This window comes from Butyrivibrio sp. LC3010, from assembly GCF_000424385.1.
Lineage (GTDB): Bacteria > Bacillota > Clostridia > Lachnospirales > Lachnospiraceae > Butyrivibrio.
The window spans coordinates 1-15968 of record NZ_AUJU01000048.1 but is presented as its reverse complement, the minus strand read 5'-3'; the positions used below and the strand labels follow the sequence as shown (position 1 = coordinate 15968).

Annotated in this window: 14 protein-coding genes; 3 read left to right on the top strand and 11 right to left on the bottom strand. The window is 41.0% G+C overall.

Annotated features, from left to right (window positions below; all coding sequences use genetic code 11):
* The coding region (locus tag G622_RS0118995) for a tyrosine-type recombinase/integrase (protein ID WP_026511475.1) at positions 1-974 on the top strand (974 nt) is incomplete at its 5' end.
* Positions 975-1182: 208 nt separating this feature from the next.
* Positions 1183-1356: a hypothetical protein gene (locus G622_RS25985; protein ID WP_155831520.1), complete on the top strand. Its 174-nt coding sequence runs from the start codon at positions 1183-1185 to the stop codon at positions 1354-1356.
* Positions 1357-2022: 666 nt separating this feature from the next.
* Here G622_RS25985 and sigH read toward each other — a convergent pair.
* From sigH to G622_RS0118955, 7 genes are all read right to left on the bottom strand, one after another.
* Positions 2023-2655, bottom strand: coding sequence for an RNA polymerase sporulation sigma factor SigH (gene sigH, locus G622_RS0118985; RefSeq protein ID WP_026511980.1), 633 nt, complete (start codon positions 2653-2655; stop codon positions 2023-2025).
* A 1-nt stretch (position 2656) separates the two neighbouring features.
* Entirely contained in the window at positions 2657-3439 is a 783-nt protein-coding gene (rlmB, locus tag G622_RS0118980) for a 23S rRNA (guanosine(2251)-2'-O)-methyltransferase RlmB (protein WP_044958130.1), read from the bottom strand.
* Positions 3440-3685: 246 nt separating this feature from the next.
* Entirely contained in the window at positions 3686-4180 is a 495-nt protein-coding gene (locus tag G622_RS0118975; protein ID WP_081675409.1) for a Mini-ribonuclease 3, read from the bottom strand.
* 45 nt (positions 4181-4225) lie between these two features.
* Positions 4226-4789 (bottom strand): 2-C-methyl-D-erythritol 2,4-cyclodiphosphate synthase, encoded by a 564-nt coding sequence (ispF, locus tag G622_RS0118970; RefSeq protein ID WP_026511977.1) that lies wholly within the window; start codon positions 4787-4789, stop codon positions 4226-4228.
* Between the two features lie 102 nt (positions 4790-4891).
* Entirely contained in the window at positions 4892-5197 is a 306-nt protein-coding gene (locus G622_RS0118965) for an AzlD domain-containing protein (protein ID WP_026511976.1), read from the bottom strand.
* A complete protein-coding gene (locus G622_RS0118960; protein WP_026511975.1) occupies positions 5190-5909 on the bottom strand; it encodes an AzlC family ABC transporter permease in 720 nt (239 codons plus the stop codon). The genes G622_RS0118965 and G622_RS0118960 overlap by 8 nt, the downstream gene beginning before the upstream one ends.
* A 52-nt stretch (positions 5910-5961) precedes the next feature.
* Positions 5962-7158 carry an alanyl-tRNA editing protein gene (locus tag G622_RS0118955; protein ID WP_044958128.1) on the bottom strand — a complete coding sequence of 399 codons (1197 nt, stop codon included), beginning with the start codon at positions 7156-7158 and terminating at the stop codon, positions 5962-5964.
* Between the two features lie 245 nt (positions 7159-7403).
* Here G622_RS0118955 and G622_RS0118950 point away from each other — a divergent pair, with 245 nt between their 5' ends.
* On the top strand, positions 7404-9125 hold the full coding sequence (locus G622_RS0118950) for a methyl-accepting chemotaxis protein (protein ID WP_026511973.1): 1722 nt from the start codon (positions 7404-7406) through the stop codon (positions 9123-9125).
* A 105-nt stretch (positions 9126-9230) separates the two neighbouring features.
* Here G622_RS0118950 and G622_RS0118945 read toward each other — a convergent pair whose 3' ends face one another.
* The 4 genes from G622_RS0118945 to trpE form a co-directional block, all read right to left on the bottom strand.
* Positions 9231-10601, bottom strand: a complete 1371-nt coding sequence (locus G622_RS0118945; RefSeq protein WP_242833028.1) for an MATE family efflux transporter — start codon at positions 10599-10601, stop codon at positions 9231-9233.
* Positions 10602-11135: 534 nt separating this feature from the next.
* Positions 11136-12941: an alpha-amylase family glycosyl hydrolase gene (locus G622_RS0118940; RefSeq protein WP_026511971.1), complete on the bottom strand. Its 1806-nt coding sequence runs from the start codon at positions 12939-12941 to the stop codon at positions 11136-11138.
* A 439-nt stretch (positions 12942-13380) separates the two neighbouring features.
* Positions 13381-13920 carry an anthranilate synthase component II gene (locus G622_RS23775; protein ID WP_044958133.1) on the bottom strand — a complete coding sequence of 180 codons (540 nt, stop codon included), beginning with the start codon at positions 13918-13920 and terminating at the stop codon, positions 13381-13383.
* Positions 13921-14228: 308 nt separating this feature from the next.
* Positions 14229-15791: an anthranilate synthase component I gene (trpE, locus tag G622_RS0118930; RefSeq protein WP_026511969.1), complete on the bottom strand. Its 1563-nt coding sequence runs from the start codon at positions 15789-15791 to the stop codon at positions 14229-14231.
* Positions 15792-15968 lie beyond the last annotated feature (177 nt).

Below are 15968 nucleotides of genomic sequence, written 5' to 3'. Positions count from 1 at the left end.
TAAATGATCGTGGCTGTAGCGCTAAAACAATTGATTCATATAGATATGCATTCATTAATCTTTTGCAATACTATTCAGAAGAGGAATCCATTGACGCTGATAAAGTAACGTTATCCGATTTGACATATGAAAATATCATTAGATTTCTTGAATGGTTACAAGAGCACCAGCATAATAGCATTTCATCACGAAATCAAAAACAATCTGCAATAAATAGTTTTATCCGGTATCTCTCATATGTAAAGCCGGAATATATGCCGGAATATCAAAGGATACTTGGAATTCCAATAAAGAAGGTTCCGCAGAAAGAGATATCTTATCTCAAAGAGGATGGCGTAAAACTCTTAATGGAGCAAATCCCACTACATAACACAAACGGATTAAGGGATTACATAATTCTGATGATGCTCTATACAACAGGGATGAGGGTAAGTGAACTTATAAACATAAGAGTAAAAGACATATCGCTTACATCTCCATATACAGTACTCGTACACGGGAAAGGACAAAAGAGCCGATTTGTTCCATTAAGCAGCCTTATAATTCCGATAATCAAACAGTACATTAAAGAAATGCATTACGATGTCCCTTCACATATGGATGACTGGCTTTTTATTAACCACATGAAAAACCAATTCACTAGACAAGGGATATGTTACATAGTAACAAAGTACTCTGATGCAGCCAGAAAAATAGACCCTAACCTAATACCAGTAGATATGAGCCCTCACAAGCTCAGGCATTCAATAGCTATGGGGTTAGTTGCTTCGGGTGTTGATTTAATTTACATCAGAGACTTACTCGGACATGTAAGCGTTAGAACAACTGAACGATATGCAAGAGCTGATGCCAAACTCAAGCGTGAAGCCATTGAAGCAGCCAGCAAAGAAATCGTTCCAAAGGAAGAGCCACAGTGGGATAATAATATATCACTTAAGAGTTGGCTTAAGGATCTGTGCAAATCTAAACTTTAAGAATCATTATGTAAAGAAATCCATTAGTAATGCTTGAAAATAGGCTGACTTTAATGGGTTTCTTTACATAAAAAATAACTTGTCATAACCTTTTTTATGTAAAGATTTACATAAAAAAGGAGCTTGTGAGAACAACCATGAATTTATAAGAAGAGTCATTCCAAAAGGAAAAGACATTGGGAAGTATACTCAGGAACAGATTGACCTGATGATGAATCACATCAACTCCTATAGCCGTCCCGAGCTGGGAAACAAACCACCCTATGCAATGCTCTCATTCATCTATGGCAAGAAGGTATTAAAGCTTTTTAGATTTGAAATCATAAAGCCTAATGACATTATTCTAAAACCTTCACTGCTGAAAATGGCAAAAAAAGAATAATTCATAATGGAGCGGGAACGGAGTCAAGGGACAGTACGCTGGGCGCGTGCGCCCGGGCAGCCCTTGACGCAGTGACACGGATTATCCTGAACTAACAGACAGCAAGCATGCTTGCTGTCCTGCTTCCGGCGAGGACGGGTCTGGGCAGAGCCCAGTTAAAGGGTCAAGGGACTAGTCCCTTGCAGGTTCTTAGGGCGGAGCCCTGAGCCTCCGGAGGACGTTAATCATGTCTCAGCCTGTATTTTGACCATTAACTATTAAATTCCGAGGTTTCTGCGGAGCAGAAACTTCCATTTCATAATAAAAAAGCCGGAGTTCTGCGTGGTTGGATGACTTTCATACCTACTTCTCTTAGGGGTGGAATTCACTAACTCTTAACAGGACTACGTGAACTCGACTTCTGATTGTCATACGCATTTTTCCGACTTTTGTGCTATTATAGCCGTAAATGTGGATAAAATCCATCATTTTTGTAAAAAGAAAACTCCACCCCGTGGAATTTACTCCTACAAGGTGGAATTTACTCTTACAAAGTGGAATTAACTATTACAAGTCACCCTTGAATACATTTTATTGAATTCCATCATTGGCAAAATTTTATGACAACGTAGATTTATTCAGATTCAAACAATTTGGTTACTCATGAATGTGTCAGTACATTAGTAATTATGACTTCGACTTATTATTATCTATAAATTTCCGTATCTTGTTTTTTAATCTGAAAAGAGCATTGTCGGTAGATTTTTCATCCTTCCCCAGGACCTTGGCAATCTCTGCATAGCCCATTCCGGTCATATGCAGTTCTAAAACTGCCTGCTCAAATTCACTGAGTCCGCTCTCAATAAAGCTCTCTATATCCTCGATATTCTCCCTGTCTATCATCATGGATTCAGGGTCTTTGTCGTTAATATCCTCAAGAATCTGATCAAGGGAAAATTCCAACTCTTCCTCATGACCGTCCATTTTGGCATAAAGTGATATATAACTGTTCAGGGGCGCATGCTTTTTCCTGTTAGATGCCTGAATAGCGGTGTACATCTGCCTTGATATGCAAAGGTCAGCAAAAGTTCTGAAACTCGCATCCCTTCCAGCATCGTAATCTCTCACAGCTTTAAAAAGCCCGATCATCCCCTCCTGTATAAGGTCATCCCTGTCAGCACCCAGAATGTACATGGAAGCTGCTTTCGTTCTGACCATATCCTTATATTTATTCATGATATGATCAGTTATATCCGATTCTCCTTCACGGATTCTGATGATCAGTTCTTCATCTGATTCATCCCCTGATAATTTAGTCATATTATTTACCATAACCGCCGCGCTGTCTTACTATCTCAAATCCAAGCACGCCTGCTGCCACTGAAGCATTTAATGAGTTTATCTCGCCCTTCATTGGAATAGCTGCTACCATATCGCACTTTTCACGAACAAGTTTACTTACTCCGGATCCTTCATTTCCTATTACAAGACCGATGGCTCCCTTAAGATCAAGATCATACATTGTGGTCCCGTTCATATCAGCACACACAAACCACATGCCTCGATTCTTAAGCTCCTCAATGGTCCTTGCCATATTCGTAACCTTAACAACGGGAGTGTAATTCAAAGCCCCTGCACTTGTCTTTGCAACAGTTGCCGTAAGTCCTACCGCACGGTTCTTAGGAATGATAACACCATGAGCACCGGCAATATTAGCGGTTCTTATGATTGCACCGAGATTATGCGGATCCTCTATATTGTCAAGCAGGAAAACAAAAGGCGGCTCTCCCTTTTCCTCTGCCAGATTAAAAATGTCATCTATTTCTGAATAGTTGTAAGCCGCAGCATAAGCAATGACACCCTGATGAGCACCTGTCTGTGATATCTGATCAAGCCTGTCCCTTCCGACAAATTTCATCATTATCCCTGCTTTCTTCGCCTCTTTTCGGATGGTGGCTATAGGACCGTCCTGGCATCCGTCAAGAATAAACAGCTTGTCGATGGTCCTCCCACTTCTAAGTGCCTCGATTACGGCATTTCTTCCTTCAATAGTAAGGGACTCTATCCCTTCTTCATCTCTTCTTTTGTTATGATTATCTCTCATTAGTATTATATAACTTTCCTTTCTGAGCTTTATTGAATTCCATTGTTACTGTTCACACCTTACGGTGCTCACAGCAACTGGATTTGCCCATTCCAGTTGCCTTCGGCAAAGGGGCAAATCCTATATTCAAGACGTAGAACATTCTCACGCTCAGCGCAGCAAGTGCGCAGAGCTGTCTGAACAGTAACATTCCATTCCCTGTCAAAAATCCGCCCAATCTGTGTAATAGATATTCTACGTTCCTGCTTATCTTTCTATAACTGATATTCCGTCCTTAAGAAGCTCCAGCAGTCTTTTCATATCGCCCTTTAAGTACAGATATCCGCAGAGTGCTTCAAATCCTGTAGCTTTACGATAATCCGTTACGCTTTGGTTTTTCGCGCTGGTGTATGATTTTGCATTTCTTCCGCGCTTATAAACTTCACACTCTTCCTCTGTAAGCTGTGGCTCCAGATATTCTACTATTTTGGCCTGAGCCGCCGCATTTACATACTTTATTTTTATCTTATTAAGCTGCCCTGCAGGTCTGTTAGCTTCCTGAACCACTATACTTCGTATTATGATTTCGTACACACTGTCGCCAATAAATGCCAGTGCAAGAGGGCTATATCTGTTCATGGGTTCGCCAGGAACATCAAAGCACTCTCTCACCGTTCCTGCCAAATCCGGAAAACCGGTTTCCTTTTCAGGAATTCCATCACCAGTATTTTTGAAATTACTATCTTCAAAATTATTATCCATTAAAACTCCAACAAATCGTAATCCTTAAGATTATTGGTAAATAATTCAAGCGTTCTTGGCACAACCCGGGCAGGATTCACATCCGCCTGTAGGTGCCTCACCTGTCTGATAGGTCACATTTTTTGTGTAATATTCAATCGGGCTTGCTAAAAGACAAACCGCCTGAGCTGCTATTCCCTCACCTGCTCCGGTGAAGCCAAGTCCTTCCTCGGTAGTTGCTTTTACGCTCACCTGCTCGATATTTATTCCAAGAGCATCCGCAATGTTCTGACGCATCGTATCGATGTAAGGTCTGAGTTTTGGAGCCTGACAGAGAATTGTTGAGTCGATATTTTCTATTAAATATCCGTTCTCCTCAAGCATTTTCCCTACTTCTGATAATAATTTTACTGAATCTGCACCCTTGTACTTAGGATCAGAATCGGGGAAATGTTTTCCGATATCCCCCAGAGCTGCTGCCCCAAGGAGCGCATCACTAATCGCATGCAGCAAAACATCTGCATCCGAATGACCAAGAAGCCCTTTTTCATAGGGGATATCAACTCCACCTATGATGAGCTTTCTTCCTTCTACTAATCTATGAACATCATAACCAGTTCCAATATGCATGTTAATTTCCTTTCAAAACTAAAAATCATGTTTTGAGGGTCAACAAGTCAGAATGCTATTTAAGCACGCATTATCGCATCATGTCCTTTTGCCCCATCATCATTATATTAAAAACCATTCTACCACAAATACAACTGCGCAGGCACAGACCGCAACAGTAAGGAGACTCTTTTTCCTGAACGCAAGTACAAGTGCCACAGCAAATCCAACAATGGACGCCCTCATATCATCCGACGCATGAAGAATCGCCGGAAATGTCATGGCCGAAAGAGTCGCGTAGGGCACGTAATGCAAAAAAGACTTCACAAAAGGTGAAGTGATTTCCTTTCTGATAAGCGTAAGCGGCAACATACGTACAAGATATGTAACGATTGCCATTACAAAAATATAGCCGTAAATATTATGCATCTGCAGTCTCCTCGTCTATTTTTGGTGCAAGGACTGCTGCCAGTCCCGCGATTACTATCGTCACAATAATTATCCTGAAGCCCGAGGATATATTTTTCAAAACTGGTGCATAAGTAAAAATAGTACTCATGGCCATTGCACCGATAACAACCATCATTATCGGTACGCTCTCCCTTGCATCAGGGATCACGATTGCAAGGAACATTCCGTAAATAGCAAGTCCCAGCGCACTTATCAGTCTGTGCGGCATAATAGCGCCTGCAAATGCCCCAAGAAAGGTTCCAAGAACCCATCCAAAAACCGAACAGATTATGAGACCGTACGAATATGCAGGATTCAGTTTTCCCTTCCTTGTAACACTCAGCGCAAAGATCTCATCCGTAACGCCGTAGGCGATAAGGAATCTGTGAATTGTACCAACCTTTGGTGAAAGCTTCTGTGACAACGCGGTACTCATCAGCATATATCTGATATTTACCACAAGCTGCAACAGAGCCATCTCTGCAAAGGTAGCATTTGTCACTATAAGATCAAGGGATGAAAACTGCCCTGCACTTGTCACATTCGAAAGAGACATAACAGATGCCTGAAAAACAGACAGTCCCGCCTCTGAAGCCTGAATTCCGAATGCAAAGGATACCGCCAGATATCCCAGGCAAATGGGAATTGCATCTATAAGCCCCATTCTAAACTCACTTGTATTTTTCTCCATAACCACTCCTCAATTCCCTCTATGGTAACAGTACGTTCACACCTTACGGTGCTCACTGCAACGCTGCAAAAACTCTCCTGATATCATCAGCTCCTGCGCCTTCGACGCTCCCCTGGACCATGGCAGATTTTCCGCCTCCACGGACATTGCAACACTTTTTGAGCTCAGATAGGACATCATTGCTATTTAGCCCTTCTGCGCTTCCTATTATAAACCTATAGCCGGAATTGTCATCTCCAAAAAAGATTCCCTGATAGCCGCCTCTGTCTGCAACTATGGTATTAACAACTCGCCTTATTACATTTGGATCCATGCCGCCGTCTGTAAAAAGGCATGCATTTTTCATATCCGCAGGAATTTCAGTTGCATCCTTCATAAGAAGCTTTTCTGAAGCATCTGAGAGCTTTCGCTTAAGCTCACTTATCTCCTCCTGCTGCTTTTCAAACTGAGAAGGAACATTGTCGATAGAGGTTGACATTGATCCGGCGAGCTTAAGGATCATATCATGCTCATCAGCTAAATACTTAAGCGCCCTGAATCCGCAAAGAATGCTGACTCTTGTTCCACCTTTATAATTCTGGGAACCTATCACCTTCAAAATACCTATTTCTCCGGTTTTTCTGACATGAGGCGCACAACATGCACAGATATCATACCCGTCTACTTCCACAATTCTTATGGCTCCCGTGAGCTCCTTTTTGCTTCGATAATCAATAGACAAAAGCTCCTGCTTTGTTGGATAAAAGGCCTTTATCTCGCGGTTTTCATATATAGCTCCGTTGACCTTTTTCTCTATATCAAAAAGATCCTCTTCTGAAAGTTGTCCGCTATAATCCATGGTCACCACGGAATCACTCAGGTGGAAACCAACATTGTCGTAGCCAAACTGCTTATTAACAATCCCTGAAAAAATATGCTCTCCTGAGTGCTGCTGCATATTGCTAAAGCGATGTATCCAGTCAATTACACCGGAAACCTCTGCTCCTTCAGATATGGCTTTATCAACATAATGATAAATGACCTCATCCTTTATCTGAACATCGATGACATTTATATCATCCTCTCCCTGCAGTGTGATTTTCCCCTTATCGGGTGTCTGTCCTCCCTCCTCCGGGAAAAACAGGGTTCTGTCAAGGACTGCAATGAATCTGTCATCACTTTTCTCATCCTTTTTACAGCTGATTACTTTTGCTGTAAACTCCGTTTCGTATGCATTTTCGTCATATAATTTAATTGTTTGTAAATTCATAATGCACTTATTATACCTTAAAATTTGAATAATTTACCCACCATCCTGATTTTTTGAAAATTTCTATCTGTTCGACCTAATTAGTGTTTTGACATCCATAGCAAAATCTTCCGTAATTATGCTCGAAATATTTATTTTATTAAAAATTGATAACTTTTTTTCGTATATTAAACAAAACAATTTTTTGGTTGTAAAATGAAGTCAGGACACAATTTCTTATTGTTTCTTCTTAAATGGAGGCACTTATGGAAGCTAAAGCAAAAAACGGGAAACTGATCTTAAAGCTTATAATCATTGCTATTAGCGCGATTATTGGCATTTCGGTAGTTCTTACTACGATAAGTGCTGTCGAGATCACAAATACCTACAATAACATGATCCAGGAAGAATTAAAGGTCGCTGCAGAGCATCTTCAAAGCGAAATGAATTCTGTATGGGATGGTGACTGGTCATTTGTAGATGGGCAGCTTTATAAGGGTGAACAGAATGTCATGGAGGAATATCAGGATCTTATGGATGAACTCCATGAACATACAGGAATTGAATATTCACTGTATTATCAGGATCAGCAAATTCTTACGACCGTTCTTAATAATGGCAAAAGGCTGTCAGGTTATAAAGCATCTCAGGAAACTTCTGACCATGTATTAAAAACAAAATCCGAATACTACGCTCCCAAATCAACAATCCAGGGATCCGACGAGAGATATTATCTCTATTACGCTCCCATGACCAATACGGATGGAAGCATTGCCGGCATGGTATTTGCCGGAAGAGCCGTTGATGATGTTGAAGCAGCCATCAACAGGATTCTTTTTGGTATGATTGCCATAGCAGCTTGTCTTGTTGTAATTCTATCCATTATCGGATTTGTAGTTGCCAATAAGACTTCAGTAAAAATGCGTGCAATAGCAGATGAGCTTGGCCTTCTGTCTCAGGGTAATTTAAAACTCAACATAGATGAAACCTCCATATCAAGAAATGATGAGATCGGACTTCTTGCTGACGGAGCCAAAACTCTTAGTGATAAACTTGGCGAAGTAATTAGAACTACAGTTGATATGTCCAATGAGCTAAAGAGATCCGGCACAGATCTTTCTGATTCAGCAAGTCAAGCTTCCCAGGCCTCCAACCAGGTAAGTGAAGCAATAGATGAGATATCTAAGGGTGCCGTTTCACAGGCTGAAAATGTCGAAACAGCAGCCGGCAATACTCAGGAAATTGGGAACAATATCGAAATCGTGACAGATAATGTTGATCAGCTTCATTCATATGCCAAGGAAATGAAGCAGTCCTGTGAAGCAGCTATGGATGCTTTGAACAGGCTTATTGCCCAGAGTACAGAGGTTCAGTCTTCCGTTAAAGAAATCGGCCAGACCATTGATTCTACCAATGAGTCTGCAAAAGAGATTTCAAAGTTCTCAGAAGCCATCACAAATATCGCATCACAGACCAATCTCCTTTCTCTCAACGCCTCCATCGAAGCTGCCAGAGCCGGAGATGCCGGAAAAGGCTTCGCAGTCGTTGCTACCGAGATCGGTCAGCTTGCTATTCAGAGTAGTGAAAGCGCAGATGAAATCAAGAAGATCGTCGATAAGCTTGTTTCTGACTCTGAAGCTTCAGTAGAAGTAATGCAGAAGCTCAATTCCAACTTTGAAGTGCAGGGTCAGCAGCTTGATGATACCAAGAGCAACATGCAGAACATGGCAGAGAATGTAGATAATGTATCTGAAAGCGCGGAGAATATTTCCTCCCGCATTGAGGAGCTTAATTCCGCAAAGGATCAGCTCGTAAATATCATTTCTGATCTGTCAGCTATTTCAGAAGAAAACGCAGCATCTGCCGAGGAGACAAATGCTTCCATGCAGGAGCTTAATGCTACCTTCTCAATAATCACAGAGGCAGCCAGCAGCTTGCAAGACCTTGCCTCCAACATGACCGACGCAATAAGCTACTTCAAACCTTAAATAATGAATAGTACGCCCCGGGTATATATATTCCACTTCATCCTCTGTTGCAAAAAACGCATAATCGGCTGAAGTGGAATATATATACCCGGGGCGTAATTTTTCCTATTTATTTAAGGTTTTCACCTTGTCTATTTTTTTTATCCATTTTCCACTTTTGAGTCGGATGACGCATACGATGCATTTTATAAATTGGTCTATTCTGAGCATTATGAACACCCAGAATCCGGGCCATTTTAGTACAAGCCCTGTCAGAGCGCCCAGTGGTATGCTGCAGATCCATAGGAAGATGATGTCTGCGACCATTAAGAATTTTGTATCTCCGCCGCCTCGTAATGTTCCTTTTGTAAGTATGCTGTTAGCAGCCTGAAACCAGATAACTAACGCAAGCGCAGTCATAAGATCCTTTGCAAGGATTGCTGTCTCAGGTTCTATCTTGTACGCACTTATAACGAGATCTGAGATAGCAAGAATGAGCAGGCACCCGATACCACCAATCAAAAAGCCAAGTGCAGCGAAGGTAATTCCCTGACGCTGAGCTTTTTCCACTTCTCCTTTTCCCAGGGTTATGCCTGTAATGGTGCAGCTTGCCTGACTTATGCCCTGAATGACAACAGTTGCAAGTGACATTACCACAGTTGTTATGGAATTGGCTGCAACAAAACTCGCTCCTATGTGGCCCATAACCACTGCTACTGCGCTATTCCCCAATCCAAGAAGTGTATCAGATACAAGTACAGGTATTGAAATGCGGATATACTCAGGAAGCAGATCCCCCACCTGCAAAGCAAGATCAGGTATACGGAGTCCGATATTTGTATCTTTAAAAAGAAGGAATCCAAAGATAATAGAGAATTCAACAATTCTGGCTATAAGGGTTCCAAGAGCTGCACCGTTTACTCCCATAGCGGGCGCTCCGAGTTTACCAAAAATAAATACCCAGTTACAAAAAATGTTCAAAAAGAATGAGCAACAGCTTGCCAGAAGTGGCACATGTGCTTTTCCTACACTTCGCAGCATCAGACTTGATGTAACTGCAACTCCATTTAAGTAGTAACACGGTATCGAGATAAGCAAATATCCTGTTCCCTGGCGGATTACCTCTTCCTCAGCGGTAAACAGTCCCATTATGCCTCCTGGCATAATAAAAGTGACAACTGAGAAAAATGTTGCCACTATAAAAAGCATCCTGAACATGATATTTACAGACTTTTTCATGCTGAGACGATCATTCATTCCAAAAAATCTACTGACCAGTACACTTGCTCCCATTCCAAGTCCCATACACATTATCTGGAAAATGGTAATAAAATTGTTGGCAAGTGTGGCACCGCTCATTGGTGCCTCTCCCAGCTGCCCAAGCATCATGTTGTCTGCCATATTCACGCCTACAGTAATCAGCTGCTGCAGTGCGATTGGAAGAGCGAATGACACTAGCATTTTATAAAAAGATTTATCTCGTACAAATAACTTCACTTCTATATTTCCTCTTTTTCATATATTTTTCCCTCATAATTTGCCCTAAAAAGGCCGCTTACAGTAGATTCCTTAAGATGGTCTACTATTTTTTGATTCTAAGCAGGACTTTTTTGTAAAAAATTCTTTATGATGGTCTACCGCTTTTTGCCCTGATGATAACTCCTTTCGGTAGCTATCTTAGAATAGTTTACAGTTTCCATCATCAGCCTGACACTATCTTCAACCTGAAGAATTTCGCTTGAAAAGCAATATTACGAAAATATATCATCTATATAACGTACATATGCAGTCACAACAAAGATATTTTGAATTTTGACTCCTCATTTTCTTAATATCGCTCATTACTTTGCTATTATACGACAATTATTTTAGTCTGAATCTTGCTAATTTGACAAATGACTGTATGTGCTTTATATAGCGTTTTTATTCTGTCTAAATATTGTATTTTTGTACAGTCTATATCTCAATTTTTTAGATAAGGACTTACAAAGGTAAATTGTTAGAGTTTATTAGCTTACATAAGTCATGTATTTACCTTATGAAGCTTTTAACCCAATTCACCAGCGAATCATGATGCGTATTATTGTAAACATCATTTCTCATCTGATCTGTAACATACCCGTTTTTCTCCATAATGGCGAGTATAGCTTCTTGGAGACCTGCTATTACGCCTTCTTCGTAGTTGCCCTTCGAATCTGATCTGGATTCAGCTTCCGAATTCAGTTGAGAGTCAATTTTTGAATTCTTCTTAGATTCAGCCATCGAATTCATTTTAGCTTCAATTGCAGGATTCGATTCAGAAGTTTCTTCATAAGATGGTTCAAATTCCTCTCTTTCAGTGTGAGAATCAGCTTCGATTCCATTAATATCAGAATGTGTATCACTCTTTTCTTTAGTACCTGATGCACCCTTATTTTCCGAAGCATCTGAGATCTTCCCTGCTTCTGTAATTGTCTGCAGTTCTACCAGCTTTTTCTTCTTATTTTCTTTTTCTGCAGGAACCCAGATTTCACCGGAATTTGCTTTAACACAAACCTGAATACAACCATTATTAACAGTTATACGCTCTCCAAAAAGTGCGCCGACATATTCAACAGAATTTCCCGCAGGAAGCGTAAGCATGCAATCATTATCATCGTTATTAACAGTAACTACGACGCTTCTTCCATCATAGTTTCTCGAAAATGCATACTGTCTGTTTTGCAGATGAAGCTCCTTGTAGTCTCCATAGGAAAGCTCAGGCGTTTCGCTTCTTACTTTTCCAAGTGCAGCAACAAGCTTTGTCGCCGGGTTATTTTTTACAGAATCCTTGTAGTCCTTGATATTCAAGGCCGGACGAAGTGAAGCATCTGAGAATTTTTCCTTGCGTCCTTCAATTGCAAACTCAGAACCATAATAGATTGAAGGAATTCCCGGCAATGTGTACAGAAGAATATGTACCGGCGTAAAGTGAGCCTTATTACTCAGCTTTGTAAATATCCTCTCAACATCATGGTTATCCACAAAATTGTAGAGCTTAAAGCCCTGACCAGAGCTGCCGCCCATCCCATCAAGCCATCTTTGCGTGTGAGCGATTTCAAAGTAGTTGTGATCATTATGCCCCGAGTACAAAGCCTTATGCATGACATAATTAGTCACAGAATGAAGCGTTCCCTCATTAACCCATCTCGTATAATCTCCGTGAATGACTTCGCCCATGAGCCAGAATTCAGGCTTTACTTCGTTAGCCACCGCTCGCAGAGCCTTCATGAAATCAAAATCAAGAACATCCGCAGCATCAAGCCTTAGACCATCTATATCAAATTCACTTACCCAAAAACGTATTGTATCACAAATATAATCCTTAACCTCAGGATTTCTCTGATTAAGCTTCACAAGGAGATTAAAGCCTCCCCAATTGTCATAGGAAAAGCCGTCATTATACTCATTATTTCCCCCAAAATTAACATTGCAGTACCAATCTTTGTAGCGTGACTTCTCCCTGTTTTCCTTGATGTCTTTAAACGCAAAAAAGTCCCTTCCTGTGTGATTAAAAACGCCATCAAGAATAACTCTTATGCCTTTATCATGACACTTTTTCACAAACCGCTTTAGGTCCTTGTTGTCTCCAAGACGTGAATCAAGCTTCCTATAATCTGTAGTTTCATATCCATGTCCGACAGATTCAAACAAAGGACCAATGTACAGCGCATTACAGCCAATTTCTTTAATATGGTTAATCCACGGATCAAGCTCTTTTAGTCTATGTGTAACGCCATCATAACTGTTTTCCTTTGGTGCTCCCAAAAGACCAAGCGGATATATGTGATAAAAAATCGCCTCATCATACCAAGCCATACAGATACCTCCATACAATATTTATAGATTCCTGTTTTTCCTCAGAAAAACGGGAATCGTATTGGACCAGGTCCTCGCGAAGCGAGGGGCGTGTCCTGCAAAGCAGGATTCTTGCGGGCGATTTCCGCTTTTGCCCGCAAGAAGTCATAACTTCTTACTGATTACTGCCACTTTGCAAAAATATCTCTTACGCTATTTCGATAATACAATTATAAAATATTATTCAAAATTTGCATAATTTTTCTCATCACTCCCTCTGCGGAACTTTCTATAGCCTACCTGTCAGTCTATCCGCGTACTTGTTATATTTGTGACTCCCCTAAGTGCAAGAACATAGCAAGCACCACTATTCCAGCAAAGAGGTTCTCCAAGTGCTCTGCTTAAAATAAAAAAGCCATTAAAAGCAACAACTTTGCTTCTAATAGCCTTTTAAAGTACATCACGCAGATAGTTCTTCTATGAAATTTCTTAGCATCTTCTTTCCTTCCGGAGTCATGATTGATTCAGGATGGAATTGCACACCGTAGATTGGATGCTTGATGTGCTTTACTGCCATTACTTCGCCATCTGTGGTGCTGGCGGTTACGGCGAGTTCTTCCGGAAGTGTGCTCTCATCAGCAGCAAGTGAGTGGTATCTTGCAACAGGAGTGATTTCAGGACAATCCTTAAATAAGAGACAGGATGTATCAAGCTTTGTATCTGACTGTTTGCCGTGCATAAGCTGTTTTGCATAGGTTACGGTTGCACCATGGGCTGCACAGATAGCCTGATGTCCAAGGCAGACGCCCAAAATTGGGATCTTGGATCCAAGCTTCTTCACAATATCAATACATACTCCGGCATCCTCAGGTCTTCCGGGACCGGGAGATAGAATAATTCTTTCAGGTGCCAGTTTCTCAATTTCTTCTACTGTAAGCTCATCATTTCTGATGACCTTAATCTCTCTGGTTGCTACATCACTTGAAGCCTTCTTTTTTATATCGACGTCAGATGCGTCCTTGCATACTAAATCATTTTCTTTACCTTCATTTTCAGAGTTATCCCCAGCATTTCCCGATTTAGTTGCAGCATTATCCGATTTAATTGCAGGATTATCTGTTTTAGTTGCAGCAGCATTTACATCATCAGCTCCTGCCTTCTCAGTTATAATCTCCCCAATAAGCTGATAGAGATTATAGGAAAAGCTATCATAATTATCTACAAGTAAAATCATAATTATCCATCCTCCTCTATAAGCACCAGTTTGTATCTGGTTCAGTCCGGTCGGATACGGATACCGTAAGCGCCCTAAGGACGTGCGCTAACGGTAACCAGTTCTCCATCCAGTGCTTTCATGGCAGCTCTTGCCTTATTCATGCATTCCTCAAATTCCTTCTCTGGAACAGAGTCTGCAACAATTCCTGCACCACTTCTTACAAAGACTTTTCCGTTTTTCTTATAAACAATTCTTATGGCAATGCAGGTGTCCATGTTGCCTGTAAAGTCTATGTAGCCTATTGCTCCGCCATAGATGCCTCGCTTATTATTTTCAAGCTCGCCGATTATCTGGCATGCACGAATCTTTGGAGCACCTGAAAGAGTTCCAGCAGGAAGAACTGAAGATATGGCATCAAGTGCATCCTTATCGTCACGGATTTCGCCTCTTACGGTTGAGCCGATATGCATAACGTGAGAATACCTCTCAATTGAATGAAGCTTCTCAACCTGAACGCTTCCGAACTTGCTTATTTTTCCAAGGTCGTTTCTTCCAAGGTCCACAAGCATGTTGTGCTCTGCCAGCTCCTTTTCATCGGCAAGGAGCTCTTTTTCAAGTCTCTTGTCCTCTTCTTCCGTCGCCCCTCTTGGACGTGTGCCTGCCAGAGGAAAAGTATGAAGTACGCCGTTTTCAAGCTTTACCAGCGTCTCTGGTGAAGCCCCCGCTACCTCCATCTCTGTTCCTGAAAAATAGAACATGTATGGTGATGGATTTATGGTTCGCAGTGCTCTGTAAGTTTCAAAGAGGCTTCCCTCAAAAGGCGCTGAAAAGCGATTAGATAAAACTATCTGGAAAATATCGCCTTCAAATATGTGCCTTTTTGCCTTCTCAACCATCTGGCAATACTGCTCTTTTTCAAAAAGTGGCTTCATGGGTTCAAGAAGTTTTCCGGCTGGTGCACTGTCCTTCTCCCCATTGTGTAAAAGATCAGAAAGTTCTTTAAGCTCATCAATCGCTTTCTTGTAATTTGCTAAATTTTCGTTATCAGCTTCATCTATAGTCTTCTTACAATTAGCATCAACATCTTTATCATCTTCTACACTGCTTTGAGCTGACTCAAGTTTCATGTTTACTATAAGAATTATTTTCTGCTTTGTGTTATCAAAGGCGATAACCTTGTCAAACAGCATCAGGTCCATGTCCATAAAGCCTTCGTTGTCCTCAACATTGCATCTGACACTAGGCTCTGTGTAACCGAGGTAATCATAGGAAAAATATCCAACCATACCTCCTGTAAATGTAGGAAGATATGAAAACTTAGGACTCTTATATTCTGTCAAAATGCTGCGCAGACATTCGGAAGGATCTCCTTTTATCTCTTTCGTATCACCATTTATATCCGTTATCTTAATTACCCCATCCATGCAAGTTATATCCATTTTGGGTTCAAATCCAAGGAAAGTGTATCTTCCCCAGTATTCATTTGCCTGAGCAGATTCAAGCATATAAACGTGATCTGATTTTTTCTTTAAAATACGCATGGCTTCTATAGGTGTAATGAAGTCCGATAGTATTTCACAGCTGACCGGTATCACATTGTATTTCCCATTAGCAGCTATTTTTTGTATGTCTTTAAATTCAGGTAATATCCCCATAGTAGTTACTCCTCGGCATTAAATCTTCGATTCTTGCAGACTAATATTTCGGCCTGCCATGCAGTCTATTTGTGTACTTGTGTTCCATAGACTCCCTCTGCGGCCTTTTACTTATGCCTGCCATGCAGTCTATTCGCGTACTTGCTTTCCATAGACTCCCTCTGCGGCCTTTTACTT

What these genes read in the sequence shown, in the direction of transcription:
- G622_RS0118975 (WP_081675409.1), bottom strand. Translation starts at nt 4,180, where the DNA reads ATGGATAATAATTTTGAAGATAGTAATTTCAAAAATACTGGTGATGGA.
- G622_RS0118965 (WP_026511976.1), bottom strand. Translation starts at nt 5,197, where the DNA reads ATGCATAATATTTACGGCTATATTTTTGTAATGGCAATCGTTACATAT.
- ispF (WP_026511977.1), bottom strand. Translation starts at nt 4,789, where the DNA reads ATGCATATTGGAACTGGTTATGATGTTCATAGATTAGTAGAAGGAAGA.
- sigH (WP_026511980.1), bottom strand. Translation starts at nt 2,655, where the DNA reads ATGACTAAATTATCAGGGGATGAATCAGATGAAGAACTGATCATCAGA.
- rlmB (WP_044958130.1), bottom strand. Translation starts at nt 3,439, where the DNA reads ATGAGAGATAATCATAACAAAAGAAGAGATGAAGAAGGGATAGAGTCC.
- G622_RS0118960 (WP_026511975.1), bottom strand. Translation starts at nt 5,909, where the DNA reads ATGGAGAAAAATACAAGTGAGTTTAGAATGGGGCTTATAGATGCAATT.
- trpE (WP_026511969.1), bottom strand. Translation starts at nt 15,791, where the DNA reads ATGGGGATATTACCTGAATTTAAAGACATACAAAAAATAGCTGCTAAT.
- G622_RS0118950 (WP_026511973.1), top strand. Translation starts at nt 7,404, where the DNA reads ATGGAAGCTAAAGCAAAAAACGGGAAACTGATCTTAAAGCTTATAATC.
- G622_RS0118955 (WP_044958128.1), bottom strand. Translation starts at nt 7,158, where the DNA reads ATGAATTTACAAACAATTAAATTATATGACGAAAATGCATACGAAACG.
- G622_RS0118940 (WP_026511971.1), bottom strand. Translation starts at nt 12,941, where the DNA reads ATGGCTTGGTATGATGAGGCGATTTTTTATCACATATATCCGCTTGGT.
- G622_RS25985 (WP_155831520.1), top strand. Translation starts at nt 1,183, where the DNA reads ATGATGAATCACATCAACTCCTATAGCCGTCCCGAGCTGGGAAACAAA.